Below are 15,960 nucleotides of genomic sequence, written 5' to 3' on the forward strand. Positions count from 1 at the left end.
GACGACATGTTGTCACAGGCTTTTTTATGGTATTTTGTGAAGATAAACTCCTGGCCGCTTTGGTATCGCTATTCGCAGGGAAGCGGTTACTTGGACTGATACAGCCTCTTTTTTAGTCTTTCTGCGTCAGAAACAAGGGCCACACAGTAATAAAACCAGATCAAATGATAATAATTAAATATCATTTGATAAGTTTAACTCACTGCCCTTCTTTCTCTGTCTCCCGAAAATCCGCTTTGGATTCTGAAATAATACTAACTCAACTGAAAAACTCTACCTTGTATGAACTGGAAATCTATTTCCGCAAAGCGGCTATTTAGCCTTTTTTCAGCATTTCTGCTCTCCTTTCTTCCATTTACAACCGTATTCGCCCAAGCAATTACCGTAGAATCCGGGCGTTATCAGATTGATAACAGCCTGAAACTCATTGTCTGTAACCAGTTGCCGGATTTCCCGACGGGGCAGCAGTTCCCCATTATTCATTTTGACAAAGATTATGTCTTCGATCAATCGGTCAGCGCCTTTGAAATCGGGAAATCGTACAAAGTAAAAACCGGCAGCACGACCTTTACATTATATTTTACGGGTTTGCCGCTCATCGAAATTAAGACTCAGGGTAGTCAGACTATCAGTACAACCGACGACCGAACGAAGGGCACATTTACACTCACGAACGGAAACGATCCGCTTTTTACTTCCAACATGGGCATCCGAGTCCGGGGAAATGTTTCACGAAAGTTTCTCAAGAAGTCCTACAACATGGAACTCTGGAAAGATCCCGATGGAAACAAAGAACTGGAAACATCCCTGTTAAACATGCGGGAAGATAGCAAATGGTATTTGCTGGCGATGTATAATGAGCCGCTGCGGATCAACAACGCGACTTCCCATGCCTTGTGGCTGAACATGCACAAGCTTTATTATGCCGCCAAGGAACCGGATGCCAAACCGGGTATTCGAACCCGGTATTGTGATGTGTTTGTCAACAATGCCTACGCGGGAGTGTATTTGTTTACCGAACCGATGGACCGGAAACAGCTTAAACTGAAAAAAACCGGTTCTAATGGGGAGATAAATGGTGAATTATACAAATCCGGGGGTTGGACCGGGGCAACTAAATTTACCAGTTTACCCGATCCACCGGCGAATCCGGGCAGTGAAGAGTGGGCCGAATGGGAAATGGATTATCCGGATCCCTACTGGAATAATATTTACGATCTGGTGAAATTCGTGGTGAATTCGTCCCCTGAAGATTTCAAGGCTGGGCTTTCCCAAAAGCTGAATACCGACAACCTGATCGATTATTTTATCTTCCTGAATCTTGTCAATGCCAACGACAACATTGGAAATAACCAGTTTCTGGCCCGCTACAAGCCCGGTGAACCTTACTTTTTTATTCCCTGGGATTTAGACGCAACGTATGGCTATTCAACGACTTTTGACCGCTCGGAAGATACGCGAACGATTTACAGCAACGGCCTTTTTGACAGGTTGTTTACGCTGGACCCGAACGGTTTTAAAAGTAAAATGCGAAACCGCTGGTTTGCACTCAGACAAAACGATTTTTCGCTGCAAACCCTGAAAAACAAGCTGGGTGCCAATTATAATCTGCTGACCAGCGAAGGAGTATATGAACGCGAAACGATGAAATGGCCCGGAACCGTCCAACTTTCGGATATGGCCGTTGTGAATTCCTGGCTGGAAAAACGGCTGAATTTCCTGGATGAATATTTCGCACTTTTTCCGGGAAACGGCCCCGAAATTGATTTGACCTATTTTCGGGGAGAAGTGGTACCCGAAGGGAAAAGCCTGAAATGGGCGACCCGTCAGGAAGCGGGAGCCAGGCAGTTTGACGTTGAATTCAGCCCGGACGGCGTCAATTTCAGTGCGGTAACATCCGTACCTGCAACCGGCAATAGCCCAACCGGGCAAACGTACCAGTTCATTCACGAAAATTCCGGTCCCCGGGCCTTTTACAGGCTGAAACTGGTGACTGACGATGACCGATTTACGTACAGCTCGTCTATTCAAATTGGCAGTAATAGTTGTGCCGAAGCTCCGGCGGCTCCCGTCATCAGTGCCAATCTAACGGATATTACAGAAGGTCAGACCGTTGTTTTGTCGGCCAGCGGCTGCGCCCAAACGGCTGTCTGGAACACGGGTCAAACCGGTTTTTCGGTGATGGTCAGGCCCGAAGTTACGACCGTTTATACCGCCCAGTGTCGTCAGGATGTGGGGTGTGAAAGTAAACCCTCGGCTTCGGTTAAGGTGAACGTCTACCCGAATGGGTCGCTTCCGGGAAATTTTGAAGGGTATTTGGGTGGCATTGACTGTAACTCGCTGCGGGGCTGGGCCTGGAATCGCAACAAACCCAATACGGCGGTTTATGTCGAAATACTAGACGGACCGACGGTGATTTCGACCGCCATTGCCGACGATTTCCGCCAGGATCTGAAGAACGCCGGAAAAGGCAACGGTCTGCATGGCTTTACCTTCGTCATCCCGGAAACCCTGAAAGACAACGCTTTACACACCATTAGCGTCCGCGTACCCGGAACGGACTTTATCCTGAAAGATACGCCGAAAAAGCTGACTTGTCAGGGAACCAGCAACCCTACGCCCACCAACCAGCCCCCGGTTGCGCCGGTGATTGCGTCCTTGTCGGCCCGAATCAATACTGTCTTTACGGCTGTTCTGCCCGCCTTTTCTGACCCCGATTCGCCTTCCCTGACCTATACCCTGACCGGTTTACCCGGCGAGTTCACCTTTTCGGCCAGCAGCCGAACCATTACCGGAATGCCTGCTTCGGCGGCCGTTCTGAACCTGACCTACTCCGCCAGCGACGGATCGAATACAAGCAGTGTGACCGTGACGCTGACCGTGACGGATGAGGCTACTCCCCCGCCGACCGTGACAGGCAATTTTGAAGGTTATCTGGACAAAGTCGAATGTGGCTCGATCCGTGGCTGGGTCTGGGATCGCAACAAACCCAATGAACCGTTTACGGTTGAGTTTTTTGCGGATGGCCAATCGATTGGAACGGCCCGGGCCGACATCTTTCGGCAGGATTTACTGGCTGCCGGCAAAGGCAATGGCAACCACGTCTACACCTTTACGACCCCTGATCAGGTAAAAACCGGGCAGACTTTTCAGATCAGTGCCAAAGTACAGGGCAGCACGTATACCTTGAAACAGGCTCCAAAACCACTGAATTGTGCGCCTGCCAGCCGACTCAGTACTGCTTCCGACGACCTTAATGCGGCGAACGATTTGCTGGTAACGCCCAATCCGGCAACAGGTGGTGAATTTGAAGTGCATTTTTACACCGCGACCCGAACCACCTCCGACGTGTCAGTCGTGGATGAATTAGGCCGGTCGTGGTACAGTAAAACCGTGGAAGGAGTGGGCTTGCAACGGCACAAGGTGCGGTTATCCGGCGCCAATGGTATTTACGTAGTTGGCGTTCGGCAGGGGCAACAGCTGCGCAGCAGGAAGATTCTGATCCGCCGGTAACGACCGCCCGCAGAACCCGTTGTCGCGCGCATCTGGTGAACGACAACGGGTTTTCAATTAGCCCAGCGCCCGTCCGATCAGCTGATAAAACCGTTCCCGGTACGTGTCCGAAACCGGAATAAACGCCTGGCCCAGTTTGATACGGTCGCGCTCGACGGAATCGATTTTATCCAGCGCCACCAGGTACGACTTGTGAACCCGGCAGAATTGCGGACGGGGCAGCTTCTGTTCCAGTTCCCCGAAGGTTTCGAGCGTCATGATTTTTTCGTCGCCCGTATGAATGCGCCGGTAGTCGCGCATGCCTTCGATGTACAGAATGTCGCTGAAGTTGACTTTCTGAAGGCGGTATTCGGTTTTTACGAACAGAAACGCGTTGCGGTTTTCGACCGGAGTGGTTTTCCGGTTTTCCTGCGCCCGCATCACGGCCTGCAAAAACCGGTCGAAGGAGTATGGTTTCAGCAGATAATCAACCACCTGTAAATCAAAGGCTTTGAGCGCGTACTGGTCAAAAGCCGTGGTCAGGATCACGGCGGGGCGGCTGGGCAGGGCTTCCAGCAACTGAATTCCCGAAAAACCGTCCATTTCAATATCGAGAAAAACCAGGTCAATCTTCTCACGTTGCAGCAACGGAAGTGCTTCCAGCCCGTTATCGACCGCAAAACAAAGCTGCAAAAACGGAACCCGCTGAACGTATTCTTTCAGCCGCAACATGGCCAGCGGTTCATCTTCAATAAGGAGACAGTTCATGGGTTTTTACAGGGGCCCGCAAATCAACCGAATAGTCGTCGTCGGTGGCCCGGATGGTTAAGGTATGTTTGTTCGGGTATAAAAGCGTCAGCCGCTGCCGGATCAGATCGTTCCCCAGTCCGCCGTGCGCATCCTGAGCGGTTTTTCCCCGGTCGATGACGTTGACACACTGAAAATGAATCTGTTCGTCATCCACACTGATCCGGATACGAATCGCGTCGTTCACCTTTTTGTTGGTCGCGTATTTGAACGCATTTTCAATAAACGGCACAAACAACATCGGCGGAATCAGCAAACCGTCCGGTTTTCCGTCGATTTGCAGTGATACAAACTGCCCGTTGGTGGTCCGGATTTTCTGCAACTCGATGTACTTTCGGATGTATTCCAGCTCCTTCGCCAACGGAATCTGCTCGGCCTGGGTTTCGTACAGCACAAACCGCAGCAAATCCGACAGCTTGTTGAGGTACAACGACGCCCTCGGCGCATCCCGCTCGATCAGGATATCAATGTTATTCAGCGTGTTAAACAGAAAATGCGGATTAATCTGGGCCTTCAGCAAAGCCAGTTCGGTTCGTAACGTCTTGTTTGCCAACATTTCCTTCACGTGAATATCCTGATACCACATAATGGAACCCCGAATAACCGTGCCAATCAGACCATTAACAACCGCCACCAGCGCACTGCCGATCAGTAAAAAAAGCAATTCGCCGAAGGAAACCGAAACGAAGAAAACCTTGCCAAAGACAAAGGACACGACCACCGAAAGCCCGGCAATCACGAACGCGATAATCAGTCCCGTAATGGCGATGCTCACCCCCAACCCCCAGCTGAGGAACTGCTGTATTTCCCGGTTTTTCAAATACCGCGGCACCAGCCACCCGTAAAAAGCGTAAAAACTGATAAATCCGGTGAGGAGCATAGTCGCCAGAATAATCAGCCAATCGTCCCAATTCTCAAATGCCGACTGGATATTTTCGCTGGAAAGGACAAACAGAAAGGTAATAATCAGGCAGTAGAAGAACCAGTAGCCAAGGTGCAGGAGTCGTATGATTGTCGTGTTCATCGGTTAGGCGCAAAAAAGTAGCCCGCAATGGCTTCGGCTTCCGGCTGATTGATGTTTACCCCGCTCATGTTGGCGGTGATGGCGACAACCAGATCATTTTCGGGATAGAGCAAGAGAAACGTTCGGCCGCCGTCGATCAACCCGCCGTGGTGAACAACCTTGCGGCCCTGCCGACCGATGCCGATGCGCCAACCAAAACCGTATTGCGTGTTTTTGCCAGTCGTCAGCAGCTGCGGAGTAAACAGCAAAGCCACGGTTTCTTTCCTAAGCACGGTGGGTCTAAGCAAACCGCTGCCACACATTTTCACCAGATCCATCGGCGTGGACAACAGACCTCCGCCCGCCCATTTGTAGCTGTTATCGACCTGGGGCGCGTTGACCCGGTTTTTGCCCTGATGCTCATAAAACCGCACCCGATTCGTCACGATGCTGTCGCTGAAATCCGCGCCGGTGCTGGTCATGCCATACGGCGTGAAAACCGCCTGCTGCATGTACGACAGGTAATCGGTTTGGCTGGCGGCTTCGATCACCGCACTCAGCAGCGAGTAGCCGTAGGTCGAGTAATTGAACGCCGTTCCCGGTTTGAACAACAAACTGTCCTGATTGAAAATCGTCAGACCTTCCTGCACGTTCGCATAGCGTTTCGGGCACGCCAGCGGATCGCTGTTCCGGTAATGCCGGATGCCCGCCGTATGCGTCGCCAGTTGGCGGGGCGTGAACGGATATTTTTTCGCCGGAAAACCGGGAACATACTGCTGAACCGGTGCGTCGAGGTCCAGTTTGCCATCTTCCACCAGTTTACCGACGGCCAGTGAAGTGATGGATTTGGAAACCGAGCCCATCCGAAATTTAGACGCAATCGTCACAGGCAACTGCGCTTCCAGATCGGCAAAACCGAAGCCTTCCGCCCACAGAATTTTTCCGGCCGTTCCGACGCACACCGAGATACCCGGAATGTCCTGTTTTGTACGCAGGGAATCAACAAACCGCTCGGCCCGCAGAATCGCCTGCCGATAGTCTTTGTCTTTGATGGGTCCGCCGGTTTGCCCAAAAGCCGGGTGAAGAAGCGGCAGGGCGAGGAGAACAAGGAGCTTTTTCATGATGTTGTAAATCAGATTGAAATGTCATCAAATTTGCTGAAACTTCCCTCCTGCTCAAAAACCACTCTGCAAACCGACAGAATTTACCCGTCAAAACCCGGTTTTGTTCGGTGTAAATGAAGCCCGCAGGTCTTAACTGTGGATAACCTCGGATGCCATCCGGGGCCGGGGCGGGATGATCACGGCGCACACAAGCCCGCAGGGCTTGACTATGGATAACCCCGGATGCCATTAGGAGACCGGGGCGGAATGATCATCGCAGTACACCGAATGAAGCCCGAAGGGCTTGACTATGGATAACCCCGGATGCAATCCGGGGATCGGATAGCGTAAAGACAATGTATACAACCCCGGAGGGGTTGACTCAGTACGATGATGTAGGTCAACCCCATCCGGGGTTGTAGATTGCAGGTTGGTGATCATTCCGCCCCGGCCTCCGGATTGCATCCGGGGTTATCCATAGTCAAGCCCTGCGGGCTTGCGTGGGCCGTGATCATCCCGCCCCGATCCCCGGATTGCATCCGGGGTTATCCATAGTCAAGCCCTGCGGGCTAATGGTGGTGCTGGTCCAGCGCCTTGACGTGTTTGCTCAGGGCTGACTGATGAACAACGTTTGGCTGGCTTTGGTGAAGCTCAGTTGCCGGGCCACTTCCGTGAAGAGTTCGTGACGAAAAGACAGCATACGGTTTTCGGCTAACGGATCACCAGATCGTACTTGGTCAGTAAACCGGGCAGGCTGTGGAGCGAGAATTTTGCCTTTTTCAGCTTGTTCTGCTCCGGGTCGAGGGTCAGGTTATACGAAGTCGAAAAATCGACCTGCGTCAGCGTATTGTTGACAAAAACGGTCAGTTCCAGATTGCAATCCTTGAAAACCGCCCCGGCCAGATCGCAATTGATAAAACTGGCGCTTTTCAGCGAACAGCCGATCAGCTTCGTTTTTTTGAGGTTGCGATTGAAAAAATAGCTTTGATCGAGGTTGCATTCTTCAAAACCAACCGAGAACGCAAACGGGTTGCAATGTTCAAAATTAACCCCGACCAGTATGCATTTGACGAAACTTACGTCGTTGAACTTGGTCCCTTTAACCAGCGCCAGATCCAGATTACAGCTTTCAAACCGGCAATTGACAAAATTGGCATTGGCCAGCACCGCTTTGCCCAACGGGAGATTTTTGAAGGTACATTGCTCAAAATCGTGGTACGGAAAGGCGTCGGGCGTATCCGTTGTCGGGTCGAAATGCTGGTCAAAAAATTCCATAATAGGGGCAAAAACGGGTGATTGGTCAGCAAAATACGGTACAAAAAAGAAAGAAAACAGGCGGATTTGCGTATATTTCAGTATTTTTAAAGTCTGTCTATCTTTTCATGTAAAGCAGCCCATTCGCTACTTTCCCGTTTCATGAAACCGCTCTTTCGATTAAGTATTGCAATTGTTGTTCTGCTCACGCTTTCGTCGGTGGCCTGGCTCACGATGCGGGAAGAACGCGTCGATTTCAATACGCAGATCAAACCGCTGCTCAACAAAAACTGCATTGCCTGCCACGGGGGCGTCAAAAAAGCCTCGAATTTCAGCCTTCTCTTTGAACATGAGGCACTTGCCAAAGCCAAATCCGGTAAACACGCGATTGTTCCGGGCAATGCCGACGCCAGCGAGCTGATCCGCCGGTTGTCGCTCACCGACCCCGAAGAGCGGATGCCGCTGGAAGCGCCACCTTTGAAAAAAGAAGAAATTGAACTGCTCCGCAACTGGATCAACCAGGGTGCCGACTGGGGAAAACACTGGGCGTATGAACCGGTTACAAAACCGGATGTACCGAAAATCGGGACGTTCTGGTCGCGCCTGGGCGTGGTGGAAAACGACGAACTGAAGTGGGCGAAAAACGAAATCGATCACTTTGTCCTGGATAAAATTTCGCACGAAAAAGACTTGGCCGGATCGCTGAAACCGTCGCCCGAAGCCGATAAAGTTACGCTTATTCGCCGGGTTTCACTCGATTTGACCGGTTTGCCGCCCACCGAACAGGAAGTAGCCAATTTCATAAACGATAAGTCACCGGATGCCTACGAAAAAATGGTCGATCGGGCGCTGGCCAATCCGGCCTACGGCGAACGCTGGACCGGCATGTGGCTCGACCTGGCCCGCTACGCCGACACCAAAGGCTACGAAGCGGATCTGTCGCGTCCGATGTGGCGGTACCGCGACTGGCTCATCAAAGCCTTCAACGAAGACAAACCGTTCAATGATTTTACCGTCGAACAACTGGCGGGCGACCTGCTTCCTAACCGCAATGGCAAACCCCTAGCTGATAATCAACTAATTGCAACTGGTTTTCATCGAAACACGATGACGAACGATGAAGGCGGTACGCAGGACGAAGAGTTCCGGGTGGCTGCGGTGCTGGATCGCGTCAACACGACCTGGGACGTCTGGCAGGGAACGACCTTCGGCTGCGTGCAATGCCACAGTCATCCGTACGATCCGTTCACGCACGACGAGTATTACAAGTACATGGCGTTCTTCAACAATACCCGCGACGAAGACGTCCCGAGCGATACGCCGACCCTGCGGTTTTACAAGGAAGCCGATTCGGTCAAATTCCGGGCGTTAGAAAACTGGATTGGTCATCAGAAAATTGCCCCCCGAGTGGGTTCGAATTTTCTGCGTTTTACCCGACTCACCGAACCGAAAGTCAATTCGCATTATTTCGATCAGTACGTCAATGCCTCGCTGATGGGCGCGATGTATACGGCCATTCAGCACGGTGGTTCGGCGCGCATCAAAGACATGGACCTCAACGGCAAAAACCGCCTGATTATCGCCTGGGGAACCAAGGCCGAAAAAGCCGTCATGACCGTCCATCAGGACAGCCCCGACGGGCCGGTTTTGTTGCAGCAGCCGGTTCCCAAAACCGGTAGTCCGTGGCGCGATACGACGCTGGTTTATGCTCTGCCCAAGGTTTCGGGGCGGCATCACCTGTATCTGACGCTCGACAATCCGAAAGGTCCGCAGGATTGGGTGATGGTGAAATGGGTTTCGGTACAGCCCGCGCTGCCGGGTCAGCCGGAGACGGCTTTGGGAGAAATGGATGCCCGATTGACCGAAATTCTGAACGCCAAAGCCGAACTGCTGCCCGTGATGCAGGAAAATACCGGCGATCAGGTGCGGGAAACCTTTATTTTTCAACGCGGCAACTGGCTGGTCAAAGGGAAAAAAGTAACGCCCGATGTACCCAAATCGCTGCCGCCGATGCCGAAAGAGCTACCTAAAAACCGCCTGGGGCTGGCGAAATGGATGACGAGTCGCGAACATCCGCTGACGGCGCGGGTGGCCGTCAATCGGTTTTGGGAGCAGCTGTTCGGAACCGGTATTTTCGAAACCGTCGAAGACATCGGCACGCAGGGCATTCCGCCCACGCACCGGGAATTGCTGGACTGGCTGTCGGCCGAATTCATGGAAACCGACCACTGGAGTGTCAAGAAATTACTGAAGAAAATGGTGCTGTCGGCGACCTACCGCCAGCATTCCAAAGCCTCGCCTGAAGCGCTGGCCCACGATCCCTGGAATAAGTTTCTGATGCGGGGGCCGCGCGTTCGGCTGACGGCGGAGCAGGTCCGTGATCAAACGCTGGCCGCCAGCGGTTTACTGAGTAAAAAACAGTTTGGCCCGAGTGTGATGCCGATCCAGCCCGATGGCATCTGGCAGTCGCCCTACAGCCCGGAGAGCTGGAAACTGAGTCAGGGCGAAGACCGCTATCGGCGGGCATTGTACACCTACTGGAAACGCACCGCGCCGTATCCGTCGATGATCACCTTCGATAGCCCCAGCCGGGAGTTCTGCCAGTTGCGCCGGTTGCGCACCAACACCCCTCTGCAAGCCCTCGTAACGCTCAACGACCCGGTTTATGTGGAAGCGGCCCAACACCTGGCGGACTGGATGTGGTATCAGGGGAAAACGCCGGAACAGCGAATTCAGGCCGGTTTTCAGCGGATTATGTTACGCCCATTACCCCAGGCAAAACTGGCGGTTTTGACCAAATTGTACCAAACGACCCAACGCCATTACCAGCAGCAACCCGAAGACGCCCGGAAGTTACTTTCCTGTTCCGAAGGCACGCCCGAACTGGCCGCCCTGGCCGTCACCGCCAACGCCATGCTGAATCTGGATGAGGTGGTGACGAAGGAGTGAGAAAAGATTTGGCCATTGACCGCTGACGATTGACCATTGACCATCGACGACAGATTATGTCAGAAGAAGAATCGACAATAGTCAATCGTCGATGGTCAATCGTCAGCGGTCAATCGTCAGCGGTCAATCGTCAAATCCTTTCTCACTCCTTCGTCACCTCTCCTCAACACCCGCTCCACTTCTTCTTTGTAATTCCGGCCAATAGGGATCTGGTTTTCGTTAACAATCAGGCGGCTGCGCTCCATGCGGGCGATTCGCGAAACTGCTACGATGAACGATTTATGAACGCGGATGAACCGGTTTTCGGGAAAAATAGCGTGCATGAATTTGATCGAGCCCTTCAGCACAATTTTGCCCGTCAGGGTATAAATGATGGCGTAATCCTTCAGTCCCTGAATGTGGGTGACTTCGTCGAAATTCAGCTTGATGCGCTGCACCCCGCTTTTTACGAAAACCGATCCCAGCGGTTCTTCCGTTGGGCCGTCGAGCCTGGTATTCTGGTCTTTCAGGCTTAGAAAATCCCGGATTTTTTCGATCGCCAGCAAAAACCGGGGGTATGAAATGGGCTTCAACAGAAAGTCGATCACGCCCAGTTCGAAACCTTCGAACGCATAATCGCGGTAGGCCGTCGTAAAAACCGTAATGGGCGGCTGCGGCAGCAGTTTCAGAAACTCAATGCCGTTCAGGCCGGGCATTTCAATGTCCAGAAACAACACATCGGCTTCGTGGTTTTCCAGATGCACCAGGGCCTCCCGCGCATTGCCAAATTTGTGAACCGGTCCCACAAAATCCAGCCGACCCAAATAGTCGGTCAGGATGTCCCGCGCCAGCGATTCGTCGTCAATGACCACGCATTTTAACATAAGCAGTGTGGAAAATTTTGTCAACGTCCATTTTCGGCAAAAACGATGTTCAGCAATACTTTGTAAACATCCTGATTATCTTCCAGTTGCAGCGTATACCGACCGGGATAGAGTAGTTCGAGCCGCTTCCGCAGGTTGGCCAGGCCAATGCCGCCCTTGTCTCCGTTTTGCGTCGTAACCGGTTTGTTGTTTTCCACACTCATTTCCACCGCCGTTCGGTCCAGGCTCACTTTTCCGTGTAACCAGGCTTTTTCGGATTGCTTCCCAACGCCGTGTTTGAATGCATTTTCGACCAGCGGCAGCAGCAACAGCGGAGCGATTTCCTGACCGTTCAGATTGCCTTCAATCTGAAAAGCAATGTCGGCATGGTCTCCGCAGCGGATTCGTTCGAGTTCGATATAATTCTGCAAATACCGGAGTTCCTTTTCCAGCGGCACGCGGGCGTCGTCGCTGTCGTAGAGCATGTATTCCATCATTTCCGACAGTTTCAGCACCACATCCGGCGCCAGATCGGACTTCTTGAGCGTCAGGGCGTAGAGGTTATTCAGGATATTGAACAGAAAATGCGGGTTGACCTGCGAGCGCAGAAAATCGACTTCGGCCTGCAATTTTTCGACGGTGATTTTCTGCAAAATCCGCTGTTGTTCGTACCAGTCGATGCTCAGTTTCAGCGCCAGCATCAATCCCAGATACCACAACGTACTGAAAAAATTGTAGGACAGACTTTCCCATAAATCACTGTTGCGCATCGGGCCGATGACGTAGCCGTACAAATAAAAATCAAACAAACACTGCACCAGCAGATACCCCAGAACAGACAGCATGACCATCGAAACATACCGGCCATAGCGTCGTTTCAGCAGGTAGCGCGGCAGAAAATAATGCAGGTTCAGGTACGCAATACCGATCAGCAGCGACACCCGCATCACCACGCAAATCGTAAAATACGACAGGCTGGCCTTGTAAATCAGGTACCGCTTTTCGTACAGAAAAAAACCGGTAATAAGAATCCAGTAGGCTGAATGCAGCAGCGCGTACTTGAGGGGCACGATGCGGTTGGAAAGCGGCAGTTTCAGGGGTCGGTCCAGAAAGTCCATGGCAGGCTGTCGATAAAGTTTCCCGGTAGTTCGCTGTAAATGAAAGCAAAAGGAGCATGCAGGCGAAATTATATCGACCAACGACCCAAAAAGTAGAGGAAAATCACGTGCGAAATGGCTCATCTACTTTTTCGGTCGTTCCTCTACTTTTTTTGGCGGTTTTCCGAAACCAGTGTTGGTTTGTTGCATCAAACTTGACAATCGACGATTGACGATCGACCATTGACGGTGGTCAGCGGTCAATCGTCAATCGTCAACATAACCACGTACACCATGAAAGCATTACTCGTTGGGCTGGTTCTGACCTGCCAGGTAGTTTCGTTACCCGGTTCGGATCCCGGTAAAAAAGTGGGCGGCCCCTGCGAAGGTTGTGAAGCGATTCATGAATCGCCCATCGCGTTCGATCAATTACCCAGTTTCGTCCAACTACCGGGCGTGACCTGGGAAGGCAAAAAACCGCTGGGCATCAACGGCACCGTTTACAAAGCCGACGGAACGCCCGCTGCGGGGGTGATTATTTACATTTACCACACCGACGAAACCGGTCATTATAAAGCCAAAGCCGGTGCGCAGGGCTGGGAAAAACGGCACGGCTCAATCCGGGGCTGGATGCGCACCGACGCCAACGGTTTTTATAAGTTCGGGACGCTCCGACCGGCCCCCTACCCCGGGCATTCTGACCCGGCGCATATCCACGTTACCATCAAAGAACCGGGACTCAACGAATACTACATCGACGAATTTGTGTTCGACGACGACCCGCTGCTGACCGCCGATAAACGCCGGAAGCTGGAAAACCGGGGTGGCAGCGGCATCGTGAAACTGATCGATGTCGGCAATATGTACAAAGGCGAGCGCAACATTTACCTGGGCAAAAACATCCCGAATTACCCCGCCAAACCCTAAAACCGCTTTTTCTGCCTGCTATCCGCTCCCGGTTTTTTAGCCGGTCGGGAAAGCTATTGCCCTGATTGAAAACCGTTAGCCCATTCGCTTCGAGCCCATCTGTCATGAAATACCTGGTTTTTATCGTGCTCGTTTCCGGCGGTATTTCGTTTCGACTGAACGCCCAGACCGCTGATCGCTTGGGGGAAGTCCACGGTTTTCTGGTGGATTCGATCAGCAGAAAACCGGTCGGTTTTGCCACGGTTTCGCTGTTCCGAACGAATAAAATGGCGGATGGAACCCTGGCGGATAGTCTGGGGCAGTTTGCGGTGAAAAATCTTTCGTATGGTTCCTACAGCGTTACCTTAAGCGCCGTAGGCTACCGATCGTTGCAAATCCCGATGCTGGTGATCGATTCGCTGAACCCGGTTTTGAATCTGGGAACGTTCGTCCTCAGTCCGGACGTCAGGACGCTGCAACTGGTGACGGTTCGGGGACAAAAACCGCTGATCGAGCAGCGGGCCGACGGAATTGTTTTTAATGTGGAAAGTTTGCCGCCCATTGCCGGGAGCAGCGCTGCGGATATTCTGCGGAGAGTGCCGCTGTTGAACGTCGATGCCGACGGCGGTCTTTCCATCCGGGGTAGTTCGCAGGTTCGGGTGTTTATCGACGGAAAACCGTCCGATCTGTATGCCTCGTCGGTGGCGGATGCGCTCAAATCCATCGGGGGCGGAAATATTGTGAAGGTCGAAGTGATTACGCATCCGTCGGCCCGTTACGACGCCGAAGGAACGGATGGCGTGGTGAACATCATCACCCGAAAAGCGCAAACTAATGCCACCAACGGCAATCTGGGCGGTATTCTGGGAAACCGTACCCAAAACATCCTGGCTGATTTGCAGCACAAACACGGCAAATGGCTGGTCAAAGCCGACGGTTTTTACCAGCTCTACCGGAACCGGAACGGGGCCGTGCTGGAACGGGAAATGAATGATTTCCGCATTGTTCAGAAAAGCGAAACCCGGCAAACGGGCCGCTACTTTTTTGGCGGAACGAACGTCATCTACAGCCTGGATTCCAACCATACGCTCAGCGCAGGGTATCGTCTGCGCTCGACACCCAATCGAACGAAGACGATTATCGATAATTATTTCGTTGAAAATGAGACGCTTTCACCTGGCTTTCAACGAAACCTGGATGTTCCGCTGGGCAACCACGGAAGTACGTTCAGCGTGGGGTATACCGGTAATTCCAAAGACAAAAAGAAGGAATTTTCCCTGTTGGCCATGTCGTTCCGGTTTAAAGGGACAAACCGCTACGAACTCGGACAAACCGGCGCCGATCAGCCCGATTACCGGGAGAATTTCAACAGCAAAACCGAAAACCGCGATTTTACGCTTCAGGCCGATTATTCACAGGCTTTCAACGAGCGTCTGAAGTGGGAAACCGGGGCTAAACTGACGCGCAAAATTTTGAAAAGCGACAGCCGGTTTGGCATTTACAACTTTGATCATCCGGAATATGTAAACGATCCAACGCGCTCCAATGATTTCGCTTACCAAAGCTCGGTGTACGCTTTGTATACGAGTTTCAACCTGAAAACCGGAAAATGGCAGTTCGTTGCCGGAACGCGTTACGAAAAAACCAGCCTGAATGCCAGGTTTAAAGACACCGCGCTCCGGATACCCTCGTTCGACAACCTGGTTCCGAACCTGCTGATCAGCCGGACAGTGGGCCCAAAAAGCATTCTCAAACTGGGCTATACCCTGAAGCTGGTACGCCCCTATTTTTCCTACCTGAACCCGACGGTAAACAACAGCGATTCACTCATCATCCAGTTCGGAAATCCGTACCTGCGTCCGGAAATTACGCGCCGGTTTCAGTTGAGTTATTCCCGAACCACCACCCACTTATTCACGGACATCGCGCTGTTTTACAACCACAACCGGAACAGCATCGAGAGCATCCGAACGACCCGGCCCGACGGCGTTTTTGAGAACACCTGGCAGAACATCGGCCGGAACAGGCGGCTGGGTTTATCGGCCACCTTGAGCTGGAAACCGTCGTCGAAACTGTCGGTGGGCGCAACGCTTACGGCGCAGTACGTCTGGCTGGAAAGCCGCGCGCTCCGCATCACCAACCGGGGCCTGATGCGCGAGTTTGTGCCGACCATTACGTATAAACTACCCCACGGATTCAGCGTTTATTTTTACGGTTTTTTCGACGCGAAAAACATCCGGCTCCAGGGCACCCGGACGGGCTGGAAATACTACAGCCTGACGTTCAGCAAACAATCTAAAAATGAGCGGTTTAACCTGAGCCTGCGACTGGATACCATCTTCACGCCCTTCACGTTTATCACGGAAGAAACCGTCTCGGATTCCTTTTATCAAACCCAGACGTTCCGGGTGCAGAACCAGCACATGCGGCTGACGTTCTCGTATAAACTCGGTAAAAAGGAAATCAAAGGGCCGCGCGTCCGGCAAACGGATAATCCCGAGTAGTCC

Annotated in this window: 11 protein-coding genes; 4 read left to right on the forward strand and 7 right to left on the reverse strand. The window is 52.3% G+C overall.

The window, feature by feature from the left end:
• Positions 1–282 precede the first annotated feature (282 nt).
• Positions 283–3,513 (forward strand): CotH kinase family protein, encoded by a 3,231-nt coding sequence (locus GJJ30_RS18035; protein WP_154176580.1) that lies wholly within the window; start codon positions 283–285, stop codon positions 3,511–3,513.
• A 57-nt stretch (positions 3,514–3,570) separates the two neighbouring features.
• Here GJJ30_RS18035 and GJJ30_RS18040 read toward each other — a convergent pair whose 3' ends face one another.
• The 5 genes from GJJ30_RS18040 to GJJ30_RS18060 form a co-directional block, all read right to left on the reverse strand.
• Positions 3,571–4,260, reverse strand: a complete 690-nt coding sequence (locus GJJ30_RS18040; protein WP_154176581.1) for a LytR/AlgR family response regulator transcription factor — start codon at positions 4,258–4,260, stop codon at positions 3,571–3,573.
• A complete protein-coding gene (locus GJJ30_RS18045) occupies positions 4,241–5,323 on the reverse strand; it encodes a sensor histidine kinase (protein WP_154176582.1) in 1,083 nt (360 codons plus the stop codon). The genes GJJ30_RS18040 and GJJ30_RS18045 overlap by 20 nt, the downstream gene beginning before the upstream one ends.
• Complete coding sequence (locus GJJ30_RS18050; RefSeq protein WP_154176583.1) at positions 5,320–6,423, reverse strand: serine hydrolase domain-containing protein; 1,104 nt, start codon at positions 6,421–6,423, stop codon at positions 5,320–5,322. The genes GJJ30_RS18045 and GJJ30_RS18050 overlap by 4 nt, the downstream gene beginning before the upstream one ends.
• 589 nt (positions 6,424–7,012) lie before the next feature.
• Positions 7,013–7,105, reverse strand: a complete 93-nt coding sequence (locus GJJ30_RS18055; RefSeq protein WP_229313220.1) for a LysR family transcriptional regulator — start codon at positions 7,103–7,105, stop codon at positions 7,013–7,015.
• An 11-nt stretch (positions 7,106–7,116) separates the two neighbouring features.
• Complete coding sequence (locus GJJ30_RS18060; RefSeq protein ID WP_154176584.1) at positions 7,117–7,680, reverse strand: pentapeptide repeat-containing protein; 564 nt, start codon at positions 7,678–7,680, stop codon at positions 7,117–7,119.
• Positions 7,681–7,821: 141 nt separating this feature from the next.
• Here GJJ30_RS18060 and GJJ30_RS18065 point away from each other — a divergent pair, with 141 nt between their 5' ends.
• Positions 7,822–10,608 (forward strand): DUF1553 domain-containing protein, encoded by a 2,787-nt coding sequence (locus tag GJJ30_RS18065; RefSeq protein ID WP_154176585.1) that lies wholly within the window; start codon positions 7,822–7,824, stop codon positions 10,606–10,608.
• A gap of 116 nt (positions 10,609–10,724) precedes the next feature.
• Here the strand turns inward: GJJ30_RS18065 and GJJ30_RS18070 are convergent, their stop codons facing one another.
• Both GJJ30_RS18070 and GJJ30_RS18075 read right to left on the reverse strand, forming a co-directional pair.
• Entirely contained in the window at positions 10,725–11,471 is a 747-nt protein-coding gene (locus GJJ30_RS18070) for a LytR/AlgR family response regulator transcription factor (RefSeq protein WP_154176586.1), read from the reverse strand.
• A gap of 20 nt (positions 11,472–11,491) precedes the next feature.
• On the reverse strand, positions 11,492–12,568 hold the full coding sequence (locus GJJ30_RS18075) for a sensor histidine kinase (RefSeq protein ID WP_154176587.1): 1,077 nt from the start codon (positions 12,566–12,568) through the stop codon (positions 11,492–11,494).
• A gap of 273 nt (positions 12,569–12,841) precedes the next feature.
• Between GJJ30_RS18075 and GJJ30_RS18080 the strand changes: the two genes are divergently transcribed.
• Positions 12,842–13,474 carry a dioxygenase family protein gene (locus GJJ30_RS18080; protein WP_154176588.1) on the forward strand — a complete coding sequence of 211 codons (633 nt, stop codon included), beginning with the start codon at positions 12,842–12,844 and terminating at the stop codon, positions 13,472–13,474.
• Between the two features lie 104 nt (positions 13,475–13,578).
• Positions 13,579–15,957, forward strand: coding sequence for a TonB-dependent receptor (locus tag GJJ30_RS18085; protein WP_154176589.1), 2,379 nt, complete (start codon positions 13,579–13,581; stop codon positions 15,955–15,957).
• The last annotated feature ends 3 nt before the right edge of the window (positions 15,958–15,960 follow it).

Source organism: Larkinella terrae (genome assembly GCF_009668025.1).
GTDB lineage: Bacteria > Bacteroidota > Bacteroidia > Cytophagales > Spirosomataceae > Larkinella > Larkinella terrae.